18 protein-coding genes are annotated in these 19,535 nt (G+C 59.9%); 3 read left to right on the plus strand and 15 right to left on the minus strand.

Annotation, left to right across the window (positions count from 1 at the left end):
• Positions 1-87 precede the first annotated feature (87 nt).
• The 12 genes from atpG to mnmG form a co-directional block, all read right to left on the minus strand.
• Entirely contained in the window at positions 88-948 is an 861-nt protein-coding gene (atpG, locus tag HUJ17_RS11580) for a F0F1 ATP synthase subunit gamma (RefSeq protein ID WP_062815057.1), read from the minus strand.
• 23 nt (positions 949-971) lie between these two features.
• Complete coding sequence (gene atpA, locus HUJ17_RS11585; RefSeq protein WP_062815058.1) at positions 972-2,516, minus strand: F0F1 ATP synthase subunit alpha; 1,545 nt, start codon at positions 2,514-2,516, stop codon at positions 972-974.
• 16 nt (positions 2,517-2,532) lie between these two features.
• The gene (locus HUJ17_RS11590; protein WP_290510838.1) at positions 2,533-3,069 is read right to left on the minus strand and encodes a F0F1 ATP synthase subunit delta; all 537 of its coding nucleotides are present in this window, start codon (positions 3,067-3,069) and stop codon (positions 2,533-2,535) included.
• A gap of 15 nt (positions 3,070-3,084) precedes the next feature.
• On the minus strand, positions 3,085-3,555 hold the full coding sequence (locus HUJ17_RS11595) for a F0F1 ATP synthase subunit B (RefSeq protein ID WP_035245638.1): 471 nt from the start codon (positions 3,553-3,555) through the stop codon (positions 3,085-3,087).
• Positions 3,556-3,619: 64 nt separating this feature from the next.
• Positions 3,620-3,841: a F0F1 ATP synthase subunit C gene (gene atpE / locus HUJ17_RS11600; protein WP_007151035.1), complete on the minus strand. Its 222-nt coding sequence runs from the start codon at positions 3,839-3,841 to the stop codon at positions 3,620-3,622.
• Positions 3,842-3,900: 59 nt separating this feature from the next.
• A complete protein-coding gene (gene atpB / locus HUJ17_RS11605) occupies positions 3,901-4,809 on the minus strand; it encodes a F0F1 ATP synthase subunit A (protein WP_290510839.1) in 909 nt (302 codons plus the stop codon).
• Between the two features lie 35 nt (positions 4,810-4,844).
• Complete coding sequence (locus HUJ17_RS11610; RefSeq protein WP_290510840.1) at positions 4,845-5,225, minus strand: ATP synthase subunit I; 381 nt, start codon at positions 5,223-5,225, stop codon at positions 4,845-4,847.
• Positions 5,226-5,526: 301 nt separating this feature from the next.
• Positions 5,527-6,630 (minus strand): hypothetical protein, encoded by a 1,104-nt coding sequence (locus HUJ17_RS11615; RefSeq protein WP_290510841.1) that lies wholly within the window; start codon positions 6,628-6,630, stop codon positions 5,527-5,529.
• A gap of 39 nt (positions 6,631-6,669) precedes the next feature.
• Positions 6,670-7,590 carry a ParB/RepB/Spo0J family partition protein gene (locus HUJ17_RS11620; RefSeq protein ID WP_290510842.1) on the minus strand — a complete coding sequence of 307 codons (921 nt, stop codon included), beginning with the start codon at positions 7,588-7,590 and terminating at the stop codon, positions 6,670-6,672.
• An 11-nt stretch (positions 7,591-7,601) separates the two neighbouring features.
• A complete protein-coding gene (locus HUJ17_RS11625) occupies positions 7,602-8,399 on the minus strand; it encodes a ParA family protein (protein WP_290510843.1) in 798 nt (265 codons plus the stop codon).
• Between the two features lie 34 nt (positions 8,400-8,433).
• Positions 8,434-9,066 carry a 16S rRNA (guanine(527)-N(7))-methyltransferase RsmG gene (rsmG, locus tag HUJ17_RS11630; RefSeq protein ID WP_290510844.1) on the minus strand — a complete coding sequence of 211 codons (633 nt, stop codon included), beginning with the start codon at positions 9,064-9,066 and terminating at the stop codon, positions 8,434-8,436.
• Complete coding sequence (gene mnmG / locus HUJ17_RS11635) at positions 9,063-10,958, minus strand: tRNA uridine-5-carboxymethylaminomethyl(34) synthesis enzyme MnmG (RefSeq protein WP_290510845.1); 1,896 nt, start codon at positions 10,956-10,958, stop codon at positions 9,063-9,065. Before mnmG ends, rsmG begins: the two co-directional genes overlap by 4 nt.
• Before the next feature lie 216 nt (positions 10,959-11,174).
• Between mnmG and HUJ17_RS11640 the strand changes: the two genes are divergently transcribed.
• The 3 genes from HUJ17_RS11640 to HUJ17_RS11650 all read left to right on the plus strand — a co-directional run bounded on the left by HUJ17_RS11640 (position 11,175) and on the right by HUJ17_RS11650 (position 16,037).
• Positions 11,175-12,875, plus strand: a complete 1,701-nt coding sequence (locus HUJ17_RS11640) for a potassium/proton antiporter (RefSeq protein ID WP_290510846.1) — start codon at positions 11,175-11,177, stop codon at positions 12,873-12,875.
• Between the two features lie 169 nt (positions 12,876-13,044).
• On the plus strand, positions 13,045-13,854 hold the full coding sequence (locus HUJ17_RS11645) for an SDR family NAD(P)-dependent oxidoreductase (RefSeq protein ID WP_290510847.1): 810 nt from the start codon (positions 13,045-13,047) through the stop codon (positions 13,852-13,854).
• A gap of 368 nt (positions 13,855-14,222) precedes the next feature.
• On the plus strand, positions 14,223-16,037 hold the full coding sequence (locus HUJ17_RS11650; protein ID WP_290510848.1) for an acyl-CoA dehydrogenase C-terminal domain-containing protein: 1,815 nt from the start codon (positions 14,223-14,225) through the stop codon (positions 16,035-16,037).
• A gap of 341 nt (positions 16,038-16,378) precedes the next feature.
• Here the strand turns inward: HUJ17_RS11650 and HUJ17_RS11655 are convergent, their stop codons facing one another.
• The 3 genes from HUJ17_RS11655 to HUJ17_RS11665 all read right to left on the minus strand — a co-directional run.
• Positions 16,379-17,977: an isocitrate lyase gene (locus HUJ17_RS11655; protein WP_290510849.1), complete on the minus strand. Its 1,599-nt coding sequence runs from the start codon at positions 17,975-17,977 to the stop codon at positions 16,379-16,381.
• A gap of 135 nt (positions 17,978-18,112) precedes the next feature.
• Entirely contained in the window at positions 18,113-18,967 is an 855-nt protein-coding gene (locus HUJ17_RS11660; RefSeq protein WP_214012097.1) for a universal stress protein, read from the minus strand.
• Between the two features lie 34 nt (positions 18,968-19,001).
• A partial coding sequence (locus HUJ17_RS11665) for an STAS domain-containing protein (protein WP_290510850.1) occupies positions 19,002-19,535 on the minus strand: 534 nt, incomplete at its 5' end.

Consider the following 19,535-nt stretch of genomic DNA (forward strand, 5'->3'; position numbering starts at 1 on the left):
ATGATCTGAACAATACGACCGCTACTCATGCTTGCATCCTCTTAACTTGCGTTTTTGCCGCGTTCTTTCTACCAGTCTGCTGACAAATCAGACCGCAGCAGCACCACCAACGATTTCGGAGATTTCCTGCGTAATTGCAGCCTGGCGTGCCTTGTTGTACACCAGCTGCAGATCACGAATGATGTCGCCGGCGTTATCACTGGCCGCTTTCATCGCTACCATTCGCGCTGCCTGCTCGCAGGCATTGTTTTCAACCACACCCTGATACACCTGGGACTCAATGAACCGCACCAGCAGCTCGTCGAGAAGTGCTTTCGGGGCAGGCTCGTAAATGTAGTCCCAGTGGCGCTTGAACTCTTCATCTTCCGCCGGTTCCAGCGGCAGCATCTGAATGTTCTTGGGCGCCTGGGTCATGGTGTTCACGAACTCGTTGTACACGATGTACAGGCGATCGATCTCACCATTTTCGTAGGCATCCAGCATTACCTTGATGGAACCGATCAGATCGTTCAGGTGCGGGGTATCCCCCAGACCGGACACTGTCGCTTCCACATTGCCGCCAACGCTCTTGAAAAAGCTGACACCCTTGGAGCCCACTACACAGTACTGGGCTTTGGCGCCTTGCTCTTCCCACTCGCGCGCGCTTTTGACGACATTCTTGAGCAGATTCACGTTGAGGCCACCGCAGAGACCCCGGTCGGAGGTCACTACGATGTAGCCAACGTTCTTCACTTCCCGCTCTTGCAGGTAAATGTGCCGGTATTCCAGATCGGCATTGGCCAGATGTGCAACCACCTGACGCATGCGAGTCGCGTAGGGCTTGCTTGCCGCCATACGATCCTGCGCTTTACGCATCTTGGAGGCTGCCACCATTTCCATTGCACGGGTAATTTTCTTCGTGCTCTGGACGCTGGCAATTTTGCCTTTGATCTCTTTACCGCTGGCCATAGGAAGTACCCTTTTTCAGCGAATTACCAGGTCTGGGTGGCTTTGAACTGATCGAGAGATTCTTTGATCTCGGCTTCGATCTCGCCGTTGTAGTCACCCTTCTCGTTGATCTTGTCCATCAACGCTTTCTTTTCGCTGTTCATGTAGTCCAGCAGAGCCGCTTCGAAGGCGCCGATTTTCTCGACTTCCATCCCTTTCAGGTAGCCTTCGTTCGCTGCGTACAGAACAACACCCATTTCGGCAACGCTCATGGGGCTGTACTGCTTCTGTTTCATCAGCTCGGTTACCGCCTGACCATGCTCCAGCTGTTCGCGAGTGGAGTCATCCAGGTCGGAAGCAAACTGGGCGAATGCCGCCAGTTCACGGTACTGAGCCAGAGCCAGACGAATACCACCGCCGAGCTTCTTGACGATCTTGGTCTGCGCGGAACCACCTACACGGGATACGGATACACCCGCGTTCATCGCCGGACGGATACCGGAGTTGAACAGGTCGGTTTCCAGGAAGATCTGACCATCGGTAATGGAGATTACGTTGGTCGGTACGAAAGCGGAAACGTCACCACCCTGGGTTTCGATGATCGGCAGGGCGGTCAGAGAACCGGTCTTGCCTTTCACTTCACCGTTGGTGAACTGCTCAACGTATTCTTCGTTTACCTTGGCGGCGCGCTCCAGCAGACGGGAGTGCAGGTAGAACACGTCACCAGGATAAGCTTCACGACCCGGCGGACGACGCAGCAGCAGGGAAATCTGACGATAGGCCCAGGCTTGCTTGGTCAGGTCATCATAAACGATCAGTGCATCTTCACCGCGATCACGGAAGTACTCGCCCATGGTGCAACCGGCAAAGGCTGCCAGGAACTGCATGGAGGCCGGATCGGAGGCGGAAGCCGCAACGATGATGGTGTTGTCCATGGCACCGTGCTCTTCCAGCTTGCGCACCACGTTAGCGATGGTGGACTGCTTCTGGCCGATGGCGACGTAGACACACTTAATGCCGGAGTTCTTCTGGTTGATGATGGCATCAACCGCTACTGCCGTCTTACCAATCTGACGGTCACCGATGATCAGCTCACGCTGACCACGGCCGATCGGCACCATGGCATCGATGGACTTGTAACCGGTCTGGACGGGCTCGTTCACCTCACGACGCCAGATAACGCCGGGCGCTACCTTTTCGACCGCGTCGGTCTGCTTGGCGTCGACCGGGCCTTTGCCGTCGATGGGGTTACCCAGGGCGTCCACGACACGACCCAGCAGTTCCGGACCTACCGGCACTTCCAGGATGCGGCCGGTACAACGTACCTTTTGACCTTCGGCCAGACCCAGGTAATCACCCAGGACCACGGCACCCACAGAGTCTTGCTCCAGGTTAAGGGCCATGCCGTAGATGCCGCCCTCAAACTCGATCATCTCGCCGAACATCACGTCGGCCAGACCATGAATACGCACAATACCATCGGATACGGATACCACCGTACCCTCGTTGCGTGCTTCGGTGGAGGTATCAAGTTTCGCGATGCGCGACTTGATAATCTCGCTGATTTCGGACGGGTTGAGTTGCTGCATCTCTAATCCCTCAAACTCAAGAGTTCAGTTGCTCTGCCAGACGGTTTAGTCGGCCACGCACACTGCCATCAATTACGGTATCGCCGGCTCGCACCAGCACGCCTCCAATCAGGGACTGGTCCACAGACGTGGTGACATTCACGTCAGTGCCAAGGCGTTTCTTCAGCGCTGTTACCAGCTTCTCGGTTGCAGCGTCGTCCAGATCGAATGCGGAGACGAGCTCCACATCGGTGAACCGCTGCTCCTGGGCCAGAAGCTCGTGGAACAGTTGCAGGATGATCGGCAAAAGCGGCAGACGCTTGTTATGCGCCAGCTGTGCAACAAAATTGCACCCACTTTCGTCGAGTTCATCGCCACAGACTTCTGCAAAAGCAGAAACCTTGGCAGCGTCATCCAGTTCCGGCTGGTCAAGGTAGGCACGCATGGTGGCATCACCTGCCACTGCCGCTGCCAAGCCCAGCATCTTTTCCCACTTGCCCAGGTCGCCTTGTTCCTTTGCAAAAACAAAGGCGGCCTTGGCGTAGGGGCGTGCGATGGTGGTCAGTTCAGCCATGGGTTACCCGTAGTCTCAGAGTTCAGCCGCCAGCTGCTCAAGCATCTGCTTGTGCGCGTCCTGGTTTACTTCGCCAGCCAGTACCTTCTCGGCACCGCTCAGCGCCAGGGCCGCCACTTCTTTACGCAGCTGCTCACGAGCCTGATTAACCTCTTGGTCAATCTCAGAATGGGCTTTGGCTACCAGACGCTCACCTTCGGTGCGCGCTGCATCTTTAGCCTCTTCCACAATCTGATTAGCCCGGCGATTGGCCTGATCAATAATTTCGGCCGCCTTCTCTTTCGCTTCTTTGAGATTGGCGGTCGCCTTTTCCTGCGCCAGTTCCAGATCACGCTCTGCCCGATCCGCGGCACTCAGGCCCTCGGCAATCTTCTGCTTCCGTTCCTCGAGCGCCCGAGAAATCGGAGGCCAAACGAACTTCATGCAGAAGAACACAAACAGGGCAAACCAAATGGCCTGGCCAATTAGTGTCGCATTAATATTCATGCCAACACCTCAATCCGCGTTGCTTAGATTTCCCAAAATCGGGGCTTAAAAAGTAAAGCGCGATTTACTGGAAAATCAGCAGGAACGCGATGGCGATACAGATAATCGGCACAGCATCCAGCAGACCGGCGATGATGAACATGCGAGTTTGCAGCATCGGTGCCAGTTCAGGCTGACGAGCCACAGACTCCAGGAAACGGCCACCCATCATGCCAAAACCCAGACCTGCGCCGATGGCCGCCAGGCCAGCTACGATAGCAGCAGCAAGAAATTGAATGCCTTCCATCTTTACACTCCCGTTAAGTGCTTGGTTGGTTTAATTAAAAACCGGTTTAAAAAACTTACTTAGTGGTCTTCCACCGCCATGCTGAGATAAACGATGGTGAGAACCATAAAGATAAATGCCTGCAAGGTGATTACCAGAATATGGAACACCGCCCAGGGCCAGGCACCAATGAACTGCCAGGTGCCCATCATGGCCGCCACGAGGATAAATACAAACTCGCCAGCGTACATGTTGCCGAACAGTCGCAGCCCCAGTGAAACCGGCTTGGCCAGCAGGCCAATGGTTTCCAGCAGCAGGTTGACTGGAATCAGCAGGACTTTGATAACCGGGTTGCTCGCCTCGAAGGGGTGCAGAGCCAGGGTACCGATAAAACCGCCCACGCCTTTGGTCTTGATGGTGAAGAAGATCACCAGCAGCATCACGCAGAAGGACATGGACAGGGTAATGTTGGGGTCAGTGCTGGGCACGATCTTGAAGTAGGCTTCGTGGGCGCTCCAGCCGAAGAAGTTGACCATGATCAGTTCGAAGGTCTTCGGAATGAAGTCCACCGGGATCAGGTCCATCAGGTTCATCAGGAAGACCCAGCAGAAGATCACCAGTGACAGCGGGGCGATCAGCTTGCTCTTGCCGTGGAAGGAGTCGCGAACCTGGGTATCAATAAATTCGATAATGGTTTCGATGAAGTTCATGAAACCGGTGGGAACACCGGCAGTCGCCTTGCGGGCGGCCAGCCAGAAAACCAGGCACATGATAATGCCGAGACCGCCGGACCAGGCCAGAGAATCCACATGAAAGGCGGCAAAGCCCATGTCTTTGGCTTCGTTACCGTTGCAGGCGAAGGTCCAGGTAGATTCAGTCAGCGTTTCCGCGTGACCATGGCATTCACGGACATACCCTTCGGGCAGTTTGCCATAGGTCAGATTACCCAGGTGGTGCTTGATGTACTCGCCGGCGGAGTTCGCTGCCATGTCAAACCTCTGTTAGAGAGCCGATGCCTACCGTCTCAGTCGTCTTGACTGTCTTGTTCTGCCGCCGTTTGCCCGTCCAGGCGTGCCACCTGAACCCAGCCCACAATCTGGGTCAGCATGAAGCCCAGCAGCAGAACCATTGCGATTTTCATTTCCCGCGCTTCAGGGACCTTGGAGAAGGTGAGCCAGAACAGCAACAACATAATTGCGATCTTGCCCATCTCTGCCCGAATCGCGGCAGTGGCCATGCGTTTCGGTGCGCGGTTTCCGGGGTGCATCCATAACTGAAAGCCACCCCAGGCGTAAGCGATCAGGCTGATAGAGCCTCCCCAGGCCGCTACCAGACCGGCCAGTGTACCGGCCAGGGTGGTTACCAGCAGCGCGAAAAGCACCAGCGTTACAAGCTGGGCGCGCATTAAGCCCCAGAACAGTGCTCTGTTGGGCTGAAATTCGTTGCTGGTCACCGTGAAGCCTCTGGGCTGATGCAAGTTGATGCCGCACCAGGCGCAAGGTCTTGGCACCCCTGATCTTTAGCGCGGCGAAGTATATGGAGTTGGCACGCTACTGGCAACCGTGCAGGGCGGATTGTTAGTCAATGTAAGACCAATTGCGGAAGGGAAAAGTGGTGAGAGCGGGGCCACGCCCATTATGAACCAGATTCATGCAATTTGGTAAACATTAAAATTCTTTTGTTTACCGATCAGGCAGCGCCATCAGCTATACGCTTGAGGGCAGCACCGGCGCCAGGGCGGCAAGCTGGTCCGGTTCACCATGAACCGCCAGCACTGGCCAGACAGCATCTACCATGGCCGCCGCCTCATCGCTCTGCCCCAGCCGCAACAGGACCCGGGCGGCATCACCCCCTACCATGGCCAGGGTGGGCCACACCGCCGGATTGCCAGCCAGCAGTTGCAGTCTGTCCAGAGCCAGGCTCAGGCTGGTGGCCGCTGCCTGATCGCGCCCCTGGCGCAAGGCCACGATCCCTTCCACCCAGGGCACAAAGGCATCGCCATATTCCGGCAACAGCGCCGGATCCACTTCCAGCAGCAGGCAGTGGGCACGGGCGGCGGAGCCGTAGCGGGCTTCCATCAGGGCATAGTCCAGGGTCTGGCTTGGGTCCTGCTGGGAGGCTGCCACAGCCTCGCGGTGGCAACATAACTGGGCTTCATGCTCACGGGCGGCCAGATAGACCCGCGCCTGCTGGGCGGCGTACATGCCCGGCATCAGCATATCCATGACCGGTTGCCAGGGTGCCAGGGTAGCGAGTGCCTCGTCGGTCTCCCCGGTCCGGGCCTGCAAACAGGCTCTTTGCACAGTCAGCTCCATGGCTACGGATTCATCGCGGATGCGACGACCCAGCCGGTCACCCAAGGAGGCGGCTTTTTGCCAGTACCCCAGCGCAATGGCGGAGAGCATGGCATCGAAATCCCGGGCGTCGCGGTATTTCCACAGGGCAATGGCGGCCATGGTCAGCGGCACCAGCAACAACAGGCCTGCCCACAGCCGATAGTCGGCCAGCCACAGCAGTACCGCACCGGGTATGGTCAGCAGCCAGAGCAGCCAGGTCTGTTTGAGCAGCATCAGCAGGAAGGGGCGCAGCCCGTGGCGGGCCTGGAAATAGTGGCGCAGTTCGGCGTAGTCCTGGTCCGCCAGCCCGTTGGTATCCAGGGGCATGGCGGCGCTCATGGCATCGCTCTGCAGGCGCACGGCCTGCAGACCCTGCTCCTTGAGCAGGGCTACGGCCTCAGCGGCACTGTCCGCATCTTGAATGCCGGAAACCGGCTTGCCGTCGGCCTCGGCCCGGTAAAGAAACCGCCCCACTATCCCTCCATACCTTCCTTGGTTACTACGCCGGACGGGTTACTTGATGTGCGCCAGGATGCCATCCAGTTCATCCAGGCTGTTGTAGCTGATTACCAGCTTGCCCTTGTTGCCCTGACCTTGCTGGATCTGTACCGGGGCACCCAGGCGGTCAGACAAATCGCCGATCAGCGCTTTCACGTTGGGATCTTCCTTGGGTGGAGCCGGTTTGGCGGGTTTGGCTTTTTCGAAATCACGCACCAGCTCTTCGGTCTGGCGCACGGACAGCCCTTTGGCCACGACGGTGCGGGCGGCTTCCACCTGCTTGTTGCCGGTGAGCGCCAGCAGCGCACGGGCGTGACCCATTTCCAGGTCGCCATGCTCGAGCAGCTTCTTGACGTCGGATTCCAGGCTCATCAGGCGCAGCAGGTTGGTGACCATGGCGCGGGATTTGCCCACCGCGTCGGCTACTTGCTGATGGGTCAGCCCGAATTCTTCCTTCAAGCGTCCCAGGGCGATGGCCTCTTCCATGGGATTGAGGTTTTCCCGCTGGATATTCTCGATCAGCGCCATGGCGATGGCGGCTTCGTCGGGCACCTCGCGGATTACCGCCGGGATGGTGTCCAGCTCGGCCATCTTGGCGGCACGCCAGCGGCGTTCACCGGCAATGATCTCGTAGCGCTTTTCGCCAAGAGGCCGCACCACGATGGGCTGCATGACCCCTTGAGCGCGGATGGACTCGGCCAGCTCTTCCAAAGCATCCGGGGACATGTCACGGCGCGGCTGGTAGCGGCCGCGCTCCATGCATTCCACCGGCAGGTGACGCAGCTCGCCGTCACGGGGTGGATACTCCACACCGCTGACCCGATCTTCCGCCTGCTGCTGGATCCGCACTTCGTCCTGATGCTGCTGGTAGGATTCGCTGCTGCTGAGCAGGGCATCCAGGCCCTTGCTGAGACCGCGTTTACGCTTTGCCGCCATGATGTTGTTCCTTATGAAGCTGCTGCAGGCTGGGCCTTGAGGGCCTGCTCACGACGCAGGATCTCACCGGCCAGAGCCAGATAACTGACCGCACCACGGGATTTGGGGTCATAGGTGATCACCGGCGCACCGTGACTGGGCGCTTCCGCCAAACGCACGTTACGGGGAATGATGGTGCGATACACCTTGTCACCGAAGTGGCTGATCAGCTGATTGGACACATCGTTGGACAGGCTGTTGCGCGGATCGTACATGGTGCGCAACAGGCCACCGATGTGCAGCTTGGGATTGAGGACCGAGCGGATCTTTTCGATGGTGTTCATCAGCGCGGTCAGACCTTCCAGGGCGTAGTACTCGCACTGGATCGGCACGATCACCGAGTCCGCCGCCGTCAACGCATTCACGGTGAGCATGTTCAGAGACGGCGGGCAATCGATGAGGATGTAATCGTAGTCGTCACGGATCCGCGCCAGGGCGTTACGCAGGCGGAATTCCTTGGACTTCAGTTCGAGCATCTGGACTTCGGCGGCGGTCAGGTCGCCGTTGGCGGCAATCAGGGCAAAGCCGGAGTCTTCAGGTGTACCGGTAACCGCCTGCTCGATGGGCACGTCATCGCAGAGCACATCGTAGATAGTGTAATCCGTCTCGAACTTGTCCACCCCGGAGCCGGTGGTGGCATTGCCCTGGGGGTCGATATCCACCAGCAAGACTTTCTTGCGGGTGGCTGCCAGCGACGCCGCCAGGTTCACACTGCTGGTGGTCTTCCCCACGCCGCCTTTCTGGTTCGCTACGGCAAATACGGTGGTCACTGCTGTCTCCTTATGGAGGCCACCCCGGTGGCCTTCAATCGCTGCGCTGTTGTACCACCACCAGTGTCCTGGGCTCATCGAGCCCGGGAATGTTCAGACTATGGTGGTTTCCCTGCCAGTGCGGCGGCATGGTCGCCAATTCCCGCTCTGTGCTGGCCGCTTTCATGGCCAGTACCCGGGTATTATCGGTAATTATCGGCGCCATGAGTGCCAGCATGTCCGACAAGGAGGCAAAGGCACGGCAAATTATCTGTGATGGGCTCTTACCGTACTGTTCCACGCGGGCGTGCACAACCTCCACGTTATCCAGCCCCAGCTCGCGGCGGGCCTGGCGCACGAAGCGGGTTTTCTTGCCGTTGGAATCCAGCAGGGTAAAGGCCTGATCCGGCCGCGATACGGCCAGAATAATCCCCGGGATGCCGGCACCGGTGCCCACGTCCAGGGTGTCGGTGTCTGCCACGTACGGCAGCACTGCCAGGGAATCGAGCAGATGGCGGGTAACCATCTCCGCCGGATCGCGAATGGCGGTGAGGTTGTAGGCCTGGTTCCACTTCACCAGCAGGTCCACGTACGCCAGCAGCTGGCGTTGCTGGTCATCACTGAGTGACAGGCCCAGGGCGTCAACGCCGCGGGCCAGGGTATCGGATAAGGTTGTGGAAAGGCTCATGCCTGCTGGGCTGCCTTCTGCTGGTGCTGGTGCTTCTTCAGATAGATCATCAGCAGGGAAATGGCCGCCGGGGTTACCCCGGGAATCCGGCCCGCCTGCCCCAGGGTTTCGGGGCGGATCTCTCCCAGCTTCTGTTTCACCTCGTTGGACAGGCCTTTCACCTGACCATAATCGAAGTCTTCCGGCAGGCGGGTGGTTTCCGCCGCCCGCAACTTGGCGATCTCGTCGTTCTGACGATCAATGTAGCCGGCGTACTTGGCAAGAATTTCCATCTGCTCGATCACTGCCGCATCCGGACGCTCGCCCAGCGCCACCGCGTCCGCCAGGGTGGCGTAGCTCAACTCCGGACGCTTGAGCAGATCCAGCAGGCTGTATTCGTGTGTCAGCGGCTTCTCGATCAGGGCGTTCACCGCCTCCGCCTGGGGCGTTTTCGGCTGCACCCAGGTGCTTTTCAGGCGCTGCTCTTCCTTGGCCATGCCCTCACGCTTGGCGTTGAACGCGGCCCAGCGCTCATCGTCGACCAGGCCCAGCTCACGGCCTTTTTCGGTAAGGCGCAGGTCGGCATTGTCCTCGCGCAGCAGCAAGCGGTATTCGGCGCGGCTGGTGAACATGCGGTAGGGCTCCTGGGTGCCCATGGTGATCAGGTCATCCACCAGCACGCCGATGTAGGCCTCGTCGCGACGGGGGGTCCAGGCGTCTTTTTCCTGGCTCAGTCGCGCCGCGTTCAGGCCCGCCAGCAACCCCTGGGCACCGGCCTCTTCGTAGCCGGTGGTGCCATTGATCTGGCCGGCGAAGAACAGGCCGGGCATGTGCTTGGTCTCCAGGCTGTGCTTGAGATCCTGGGGATTGAAATAGTCGTATTCGATGGCGTAGCCCGGCCGGGTGATATGGGCATTCTCGAAACCCCGGATGGAACGCACCGCCTCAAGCTGCACATCGAACGGCAGGCTGGTGGAAATGCCATTGGGGTACAGCTCATGGGTATCCAGCCCTTCCGGCTCCACAAAGATCTGGTGGCTGTCCTTGTCCGGGTAGCGGTTCACCTTGTCCTCGATGGACGGACAATAGCGCGGCCCGACCCCGTCGATCACGCCGGTGAACATGGGGCTGCGGTCGAAGCCGCTGCGGATGATGTCGTGGGTCTGGGCGTTGGTGTGGGTGATGTAGCAGCACACCTGCTGCGGGTGCTCTTCCACCTTGCCCAGGTAGCTCATCACCGGCAGCGGACTGTCGCCCCACTGCTCTTCCATCACGGAAAAGTCCACGGTCTTGCCGTCGATCCGCGGCGGGGTACCGGTTTTCAGGCGGTCGACCCGGAACGGCAGTTCGCGCAGGCGACGAGCCAGGGCATTGGAGGGCTGGTCACCGGCGCGGCCACCCTGGTGGTTATCCAGGCCAATGTGAATGACGCCGCCCAGGAAGGTGCCGGCGGTGAGCACCACCGCATCGGCCACAAAGCGCAGGCCCATATTGGTGACCACCCCCACGCAGCGGCCGTTGTCCACGATCAGGTCGTCCACCGCCTGCTGGAACAGGGTCAGGTTGGGCTGGTTTTCCAGGGTAGCGCGGATGGCCGCCTTGTAACGGACCCGGTCCGCCTGGGCGCGGGTGGCCCGTACCGCCGGCCCCTTGCGGGCATTGAGCACGCGGAACTGGATGCCGCCTTTATCGGTGGCCCGGGCCATGGCGCCGCCCAGGGCGTCGATTTCGCGTACCAGGTGGCTCTTGCCGATGCCGCCGATGGCCGGGTTGCAGCTCATCTGGCCGAGGGTTTCGATATTGTGGGTCAGCAGCAGGGTGGAGACGCCCATGCGCGCGGACGCCAGTGCCGCCTCGGTGCCGGCATGGCCACCGCCGATCACAATCACGCCAAATCGCTGGGAAAAATCCATCTCAACACTCGCCTTGCAGGGGGCCTGCTGTTCAAAATATAGCCAGAAGGGCGCGCTAGTATAATGGCAACATCACACGCTGCAAGCACCGCGCACGCAATTCACCACAGGAGCGTCGCTCCTGCGCAAAGATCAAAGTCTCGCCATGTAGCGTGCAGCACGTTGCGTGTAAGCTATTCTACTATAGAACCCTGATTCTCTTGGCATGGATTCCGCTTGGACTCTCTGAACCTGTTTCTTCTTATCGGCACCGGCCTGATGTTTACCGGCCTGCTGCTGGGCTCGCTGAGCGCCCGGTTCGGGGTGCCGTCGCTGCTCATTTTCCTGGTGGTGGGGATGCTCGCCGGCGAGGACGGCATCGGCGGTATCCAGTTCGATGATTTCTCCACCGCCTATGTGATCGGCAATATCGCCCTGGCAGTTATCCTGCTCGACGGCGGCCTGCGCACCCGGCTCAGCACCTTCAGGCTGGGCCTGAAGCCGGCACTCAGCCTGGCCACCTTGGGCGTCGCTATTTCCGCCGCCTTGGTCGGGGTCTTTGCCACCTGGATGATGGGCGTGGACTGGCGGGTGGGGCTGCTGCTGGGCGGCATTATCGGCTCCACCGACGCGGCGGCGGTATTCAGCGTGATCAAGGGCGCCGGGGTGACCCTCAACGAACGGGTGGCCAGCACCCTGGAAATCGAATCCGGTCTCAACGACCCCATGGCCATCTTTATTACCCTGATGCTGGTGGGGCTGCTGGTGGACCCGGCGGCCGACTGGGGCGTGGGCATGCTGTGGACCCTGCTGCAACAGTTCGGCCTGGGCGCCCTGCTCGGCCTGCTGCTGGGTGCCGTAATCAGTGAGCTGCTGCTCAGGGTGCGCAGCAACGAAGGGCTGCATGCCCTGCTGCTGTGCAGTGGCGGCGCCATGGTGTTTGCACTGACCAACCTGGTGGGTGGCTCGGGCTTTCTGGCCATCTATCTCACCGGCCTGGTGGCCGGCAACCGCCGTGGCGGCACCGGCGATAACGTGCTCAAGGCCATGGATTCCATGGCCTGGCTGGCCCAGTCCGGCATGTTCCTGATCCTCGGCCTGCTGGTGACGCCGTCACGACTCACCGAAAACCTGCCCTGGGCACTGGCGGTAGCCGCTTTCCTGATGCTGTTGGCGCGCCCCATCGCCGTGTGGGTGAGCCTGCTGCCGTTCCGCTTCACCTGGCGGGAAGAAACCTTTATCGCCTGGACCGGCCTGCGCGGGGCGGTCCCTATTGTCCTGGCGGTATTCCCGTTGCTGGCTGGCGTGGAGCAGACCTATCTGCTGTTTGATATCACCCTGGTGGTGGTGCTGATTTCCCTGCTGGGGCAGGGTGCCAGCCTGCGCTATGTGGCGCGCAAACTGAAAGTATCGGTGCCGCCCACCACCGAACCCAAACAGACCGTCCCGCTGGCCGCCCCCCGAGATCGTTATCTGATGCAGTTCGAGGTAGAGGCCGGCGCCCGGGCCGTAGGCAAACCGCTGGGCGAACTGAGCGAGGACAAACGCACCCCCTTGATCCTGTACCGAAACCAGCAGGTACTGAGTCTCAGTGACAACCCGGATATCGAGGCCGGCGACCTGATCGCCTGGCTGGCGCCCCTGTCCCACAAGTCCGCCCTGTCCGACCTGTGCCACAAGATGAGCAACGACGAGAAACGCTATTACGGCGATTTCACGGTGCTCGGCAAGACGCCAGTGGCCCAGTTGATTGCCATCTACGGCGTAGAACCACCGCCGCCGCTCTGGCAGGGGCTCACCGTGGCCGAGCTGTTTACCAAACAGGTCGGGAAACAGACCGTGGTCGGTGATACGGTTCGTGTCAGCGGTCTGCGCTTGCGAGCCCGCTCGGTGGAAGATGGCAAGGTGGTGCTGGTCGGCTTGAAGCTGCCTGGATAAAGCAGCTGCTAGCGTCGAGCTTCTAGCTGCAAGGCGCGGTAACCGCCCTTTGATTCAGAACCGCTGTGCCCGCGCCCGGAGAGGAATCGCGGCGAAAACGTCTCAACACACAACAAGCTGCCTCCGCGTTGCAGCTTGTTGCTTGAAGCTTGTAGCTAAGGAATTGCCCATGGCCCGTTTCGAAAAGCATCGCATTCTGATCACTGGCGCCGGTGCCGGCATTGGCGCCCTGATGGCTGAGGAGTTTGCCAAACAGGGCGCAGAAGTCATCGTGACCGCCCGGCGCATCAGCGCTGCCCGCGAGGTGACCGACCGCATCATGGCCGCTGGCGGCAAGGCGCACCCCTATGTACTGGATGTGAGCAAGATTGCCTCCATCGCCAAATTCCGCGACAAGCTGCACCAGGAAGTGGGCCCCATCACCAGCCTGATCAATAATGCCGGGGTGGTGTTTGGCGGTGAATTCGAGACCGTTGAACTGGAACAACACCTGAACACCTTCCGGGTCAATACGGAAGGGTTGATGGCTACCACCCATGCCTTTCTGGAGGATCTGATCCAGGCCGATGAGGCCTTCCTGGTCAATATCGCCAGCGCCTCTGCCTTTATCGGCCTGCCCTACGGCAGCACCTACGCGGCCAGCAAATGGGCGGTGGTGGGCTTCTCGGAATCCCTGCGGCTGGAACTGGCGGTACGCAAAATCAAGCATGTGCATGTAACCAGCGTTTGCCCCAGCTATATTTCCACCGGCATGTTCGACGGCGTGAAGACGCCACTATTTTCTCCCATGCTGACCCCGAAGAAGGTGGTGAAAAGCATCATGCGGGGCATGCAGAAGAAAGACGCCTTTGTCATCGAACCGCCCATGGCCAAGTCAGTGGAACTGATGAAGGCCATTCTGCCTCAAGGCATCTGGGACGAAGTCGCCCGGCGCACCGGGGTGTCTACGTCTATGTATAGCTGGAAAGGGAAGAAGTAGGAGCAGGATCTGTCGTCTGTCGTAGGAGTTCCCTTCCAGGGGACGAACCGAGCGGCAGCGAGGAAATCGGTGGGGCTTCTCGCCCCGCTCCCAGAAAGTCGTTCCAGAAACCCGAACCCCCTGATCGCCCTGCGGTCGATTCCGCACTGCGTGCGGTTCGTCCCTTGGAAGGGAACTCCTACAGTGGCTCCGTAGCAATCCCGTTGCTTGCCGCTCAATGTCCCGTGAACGCCCATTCACCCTAACGCCCGTCCGCGCCCGCCTTGACAGTCAATGTGTTTGCGCTTGAATTGCCCAACAATGCCCGCCCTGTTGCGCTGTCCGTTACTGACAGTTGAATCGATTTCTGCCTGACGAGGGTAACTGTTATGCCGACTTACAAGGCTCCCGTGCGCGATATGCGCTTTTTGATGAACGAAGTGCTCGATTTCGAAAGCCACTACAAGACTTTCCCGGAAGGTGAAGAAGCCACCCCGGATATGGTCGAAGCCATCATTGGCGAAATGGCCAAGCTGTGTGAAAACACCCTGGCGCCGCTGTACCAGAGCGGTGACGAGGAAGGCTGCAAGTTTGAAGACGGCGTGGTTACCACTCCGAAAGGCTTCAAGGAAGCCTACGACGAGTTCGTGGCCGGCGGCTGGCAGGGTCTCAGCCACCCGGTGGAATTCGGCGGCCAGGGCCTGCCCGCCTCCCTGGGTCTGATCAAGTCCGAAATGATGGCCACCGCCAACTGGTCGTTCACCATGTACCCGGGCCTGTCCATGGGTGCCATGAACACCATCCAGATGCACGGCTCTGACCAGCAGCTGCAGGATTACCTGGTACCGCTGACCGAAGGTCGCTGGGGCGGCACCATGTGTCTCACCGAGCCGCAGTGCGGCACCGATCTGGGCCAGGTGAAAACCAAGGCCGAGCCGCAGAAAGATGGCTCCTACAAGATCTCCGGCACCAAGATCTTTATCTCTTCCGGTGAGCACGATCTGACCGAGAACATTGTCCACATCGTTCTTGCCCGCCTGCCCGACGCGCCGAAAGGCACCCGTGGTATCTCCCTGTTCATCGTGCCCAAGTACCTGCCGGGCAAGATCGGTGAAGATAACGGCGTCAGCTGTGGTTCCCTGGAAAAGAAAATGGGCATCAAGGCGTCCGCCACCTGTGTAATGAACTTCGACGAGGCCACCGGTTTCCTGATCGGCCCGGAAAACAAGGGTCTGGAGTGCATGTTCACCTTCATGAACACCGCCCGTATCGGCACCTCCATCCAGGGCCTGGCCCACGCCGAGCTGTCCTACCAGGGTGCCCTGACCTACGCGAAAGAGCGTAAGTCCATGCGTGCCCTGTCCGGCAAGAAAGAACCGGATGCCATCGCCGACAGCCTGATCCACCACGGTGACGTGCGCCGCATGCTGCTCAAGCAGAAGGCCATCGCCGAAGGTGGTCGTGCCATGATCTACTTCGCCGCCCAGTACGCGGACAAGATGATCAGCGCGGCCCAGGCCGACAACGATGAGGAATACCAGAAGTGGGATGACGAGCTGGGCTTCCTGACGCCGATCCTGAAAGGCTTCCTCACCGAGAAAGGTCTGGAAGTGGCCAACGACGGCATGCAGGTATTCGGTGGCCACGGCTACATCAAAGAGCACGGCATGGAGCAGATCGTCCGTGACGCGCGTATCTCCACCCTGTACGAAGGCACCACCGGCATCCAGGCGCTGGATCTGCTGGGCCGTAAAGTGCTGCTGCTGACCAAGGGCAAGTGTGTTCGTGACTTCAGCAAGAAGCTGGTGGATTTCGGCACCAAGAACCTGCGTGATCCCAAGCTGCGTCCGTTCGCCTGGAAGCTGCTGAAGATCGCCGCCGAGTGGAACTACCTGACCACCCGCATCATGCTGGTGGCCGCCAAGGACCGCGATATCGTTTCCACCGCCAGCTACGACTTCCTGATGTACAGCGGCTACGCCATGATGGCCTACTTCTGGGCCCTGCAGGCGGGTGTTGCCAAGGACAAGCTGGAAAACGGCGGCAACGAGCCGGCGGAGTTCTACCAGGCCAAGCTGGCCACCGCCGAGTTCTACTTCGATCGCATGCTGCCCTCTGCCAAGGCCCACGCGGATGCCGCGCTGAAGCCCACCAAGAGCACCATGCAGCTGAAGCCGGAACACTTCTCCTTCGATTACGAGTAAGGGGAAGGTCGGACGTCGGGTGTCTGACGTCAGACGCAAAAAAAAGGGGGCGGCCTGCGGGCCGCCCCTTTTTTGTTGTCACAAACCCCGAGCGGTTTCCCAAGAACGTAGGGTGCACTGAGCCCAAGGCGAACTGCACCCTACATAATCTGTGACGGCGGTGTGGAATTCGGCGTTGCGGCTCTGTCGTCCAAAAGGAAATTCCGGGCTAGCCCTGCAGCCCTCTCAGCAAGGCGCTGGTCGCTTCCGTTCCCGCTAGTCTGTGATGTGTTTTCTTCACAAAAAAAGCGGCCCCCTTTCGGAGGCCGCTTCTTCAAGACTTACCTTGAGCAGATCGGAACTTAGTTGTTCTCGAACTGGTTCATGGTGTTGTCTTTACCGCCGGCTTTCAGCGCAGCTTCACCGGAGAAGTACTCTTTGTGGTCATCACCGATGTTGGAACCGGCCATGTCCTGGTGCTTCACGGTAGCGATGTTGCGACGGATTTCCTGACGCTGAACACCTTTGGCGTAGGCCAGCATGCCTTCTTCGCCGAAGTAGCCTTCTACCAGCTGGTCGGTGGACAGAGCAGCGGTGTGGTAGGTCGGCAGAGTGATCAGGTGGTGGAAAACGCCAGCTTCACGGGACGCCTTGGCCTGGAACTCTTTGGCCCACTCGTCAGCTTCAGCAGCCAGTTCGCTGTCGTCGTACTTCACGCTCATCAGACCAGCGCGATCGTAGGCGGACAGGTCCTTGCCTTCCTTCTCCCAGGCATCGAATACCTGCTGACGGAAGTTCAGGGTCCAGTTGAAGGACGGGCTGTTGTTGTAAACCAGCTTGGCGTTCGGCTCTTGTTCCTTGATGCGATCAACCATCAGTTTGATGTGCTCGACATTCGGGGTCGGAGTCTCGATCCACAGCAGGTCAGCGCCGTTCTGCAGGCTGGTAACACAGTCCAGAACAACACGGTCGATGTTGCTGTCCTTACGGAACTGGAACAGGCCGGAGGCCAGACGGGTCGGCTTGAGCAGCTTGCCGTTGGACTTGATCACAACGTCGCCGTTGTTGATTTCGTCGGCGGACTCGATGTACTCACCTTCCAGGAAGGAGTTGTACTGGTCGCCCAGGTCGCCCGGCTCGTTGGTTACAGCGATCTGCTTGGTCAGGCCAGCACCTTCGGAGTCGGTACGGGCAACGATCACACCATCGTCAACGCCCAGCTCGAGGAAGGCGTAACGAACGGCATTGATCTTGGCCAGGAAGTCGGCGTGGGGAACGGTCACTTTACCGTCCTGGTGGCCACACTGCTTCTCGTCGGACACCTGGTTCTCGATCTGGATGCAGCACGCGCCCGCTTCGATCAGCTTCTTGGCCAGCAGGTAGGTGGCTTCCGGGTTACCGAAACCGGCGTCGATGTCGGCGATGATCGGCACAACGTGGGTCTGGAAGTTGTCGATCTTGTCGACGATCTCGGCCTGCTTGGCCTGGTCACCGGCGGCCTTGGCTTCGTCCAGGTCACGGAACAGGTGGTTCAGTTCCCAGGCGTCCGCCTGCTTCAGGAAGGTGTAGAGCTCGCGGATCAGGTCGGCGACCGCGGTTTTCTCGTGCATGGACTGGTCAGGCAGCGGACCGAACTCGGAACGCAGGGCGGCAACCATCCAGCCGGACAGGTACAGGTAGCGGCCTTTGGTATCCCCGAAGTGCTTCTTGATGGAAATCATCTTCTGCTGACCAATGAAGCCGTGCCAGCAACCCAGAGACTGGGTGTACTTGCTGTTATCGGCGTCGTAGGCCGCCATGTCCTCGCGCATGATCTTCGCGTTGTACTTGGCGATGTCCAGATGCGTTTTGAAACGGTTCTGCAGACGCATGCGAACAGCAGCTTCCGGGTCGATGTCGTGCCAGGTTTTGTTGGCACCAACCACGGAATTCAATGCTTCGATGTCTTTGGAGTATGACATGGTCAATCCTTTCGATATGGAAATGGATACCGAAGCCGGCTCACCAGCTACCGATGGCGCGCATTCTAGGAGCGCCTATCTCATAAAAGAAATCAATATTGATGATACCCGGTATTTCTTTCATGAATGGTGGTCTTACCTCAAGATCAAATGGGGCACCCGGGCGTTGCGGAGCATTCGGTCGGTGGTGCTGCCGATCAGCAACTCGCGGATCCTGGAGTGACCGTAGGCCCCCATCACGATCAGGTCGATACCCTGCTCTTCCTGATACTGGTGCAGGGCGGCTTCCACCTCCCCTTCCAGGCGCGCGGTGACCACGGTATGGCCGCTGTTCTCCAGGCACTGGGTGGCCCAGTCGAGGCCCTCGTCGTCGCCGTTGACCTTGACCAGGTGCAGCTGGCAGGGGGTGCCCTTGAACAGCGGGCTGTCGGCCAACAACCGCACGCCGGTGCGGGTGCTGGCGCTGTTATCGAACGCCAGCATGATGCTTTTCGGCTCGCGGAATTCGCCCACGGTGATCAGCACCGGCTTGTGGATGGTGCGCACCACCCGCTCCACGTTGTCGCCGACCTCGCCGCCGGACGGCTCGGCGCCGCCGTGCTTGACGCCCTGCTTGCCGATCACCAGCAGGCGGGTGTCGTCGTCCAGGCTTTTCAGGGCCTCCACCAGGTTGCCGTGGCGCTGGCGCAGCACCGGGTCCGGCACGCCGTCGGCGGCCACCCGGGCACGCGCCGCTTCCAGGGTGGCCTTGCCCTGTTCCAGGGCCAGCCGGTTGCGCTTGGCGTCCAGGTCCGCCAGTTCGGTCAGCAGGGTCTCCCGGGCGCCCAGGCCCAGGTTACCGCTGAGGTTGGTCTCGCTGGGGTATTGCGCCTCGTCGAGAACGTGCAACAGCATCAGCGGTGCGTTGAGGCGGCCGGCGGCCCAGGCAGCGTGGTCGCAAATCGAGTCCGCGGCGGCGGAGCCGTCGATACAGGCAATCACATGACTCATTAAGTGCTTCCTTTTATCAGGCGTATTAAGGGCTTCAGTGACCGCCCATCAGTTTTTCCACGGCGTCGGGCTTGTCGTGCACGGCGTACTTGTCCACCAGGGTGGCGCTGGCCTCGTCCAGGCCGATCACCTCCACCTCGGTGCCTTCACGGCGGAATTTAATCACCGCCTTGTCGAGCGCGCCGATGGCGGTGATGTCCCAGAAGCGGGCCCGGTGCACGTCGATGGTCACCTTGTCCACGCCTTCCTTATAGTCGAACGACTCACCGAACTGGTCGGCGGAGGTGAAGAACACCTGGCCCACCACCTTGTAGTCACGGCGGTAGCTGCCCTCTTCGGACTCGCTGGTGACGTAGAACACCCGGCCCACCTTGTTAGCGTAGAACAGCGCGCTAAGCAACACGCCGATACCCACGCCGATCGCCAGGTTGTGGGTGAACACGGTCACCACCACGGTGGCCAGCATCACCACGCTGCTGCTGGCCGGGTGGGTGCCCAGGTTGCGGATCGATTCCCAGCTGAAGGTGCCGATGGAGACCATGATCATCACCGCCACCAGCGCGGCCAT

The sequence above is a fragment of the Alcanivorax sp. genome (genome assembly GCF_014762765.1).
Lineage (GTDB): Bacteria > Pseudomonadota > Gammaproteobacteria > Pseudomonadales > Alcanivoracaceae > Alcanivorax.

What these genes read in the sequence shown, in the direction of transcription:
- rsmG (WP_290510844.1), bottom strand. Translation starts at nt 9,066, where the DNA reads ATGAGCCTTTCCACAACCTTATCCGATACCCTGGCCCGCGGCGTTGAC.
- HUJ17_RS11590 (WP_290510838.1), bottom strand. Translation starts at nt 3,069, where the DNA reads ATGGCTGAACTGACCACCATCGCACGCCCCTACGCCAAGGCCGCCTTT.
- atpB (WP_290510839.1), bottom strand. Translation starts at nt 4,809, where the DNA reads ATGGCAGCGAACTCCGCCGGCGAGTACATCAAGCACCACCTGGGTAAT.
- HUJ17_RS11660 (WP_214012097.1), bottom strand. Translation starts at nt 18,967, where the DNA reads ATGAGTCATGTGATTGCCTGTATCGACGGCTCCGCCGCCGCGGACTCG.
- atpE (WP_007151035.1), bottom strand. Translation starts at nt 3,841, where the DNA reads ATGGAAGGCATTCAATTTCTTGCTGCTGCTATCGTAGCTGGCCTGGCG.
- HUJ17_RS11650 (WP_290510848.1), top strand. Translation starts at nt 14,223, where the DNA reads ATGCCGACTTACAAGGCTCCCGTGCGCGATATGCGCTTTTTGATGAAC.
- HUJ17_RS11645 (WP_290510847.1), top strand. Translation starts at nt 13,045, where the DNA reads ATGGCCCGTTTCGAAAAGCATCGCATTCTGATCACTGGCGCCGGTGCC.
- mnmG (WP_290510845.1), bottom strand. Translation starts at nt 10,958, where the DNA reads ATGGATTTTTCCCAGCGATTTGGCGTGATTGTGATCGGCGGTGGCCAT.
- HUJ17_RS11595 (WP_035245638.1), bottom strand. Translation starts at nt 3,555, where the DNA reads ATGAATATTAATGCGACACTAATTGGCCAGGCCATTTGGTTTGCCCTG.
- HUJ17_RS11620 (WP_290510842.1), bottom strand. Translation starts at nt 7,590, where the DNA reads ATGGCGGCAAAGCGTAAACGCGGTCTCAGCAAGGGCCTGGATGCCCTG.
- HUJ17_RS11655 (WP_290510849.1), bottom strand. Translation starts at nt 17,977, where the DNA reads ATGTCATACTCCAAAGACATCGAAGCATTGAATTCCGTGGTTGGTGCC.
- atpA (WP_062815058.1), bottom strand. Translation starts at nt 2,516, where the DNA reads ATGCAGCAACTCAACCCGTCCGAAATCAGCGAGATTATCAAGTCGCGC.
- atpG (WP_062815057.1), bottom strand. Translation starts at nt 948, where the DNA reads ATGGCCAGCGGTAAAGAGATCAAAGGCAAAATTGCCAGCGTCCAGAGC.
- HUJ17_RS11610 (WP_290510840.1), bottom strand. Translation starts at nt 5,225, where the DNA reads ATGCGCGCCCAGCTTGTAACGCTGGTGCTTTTCGCGCTGCTGGTAACC.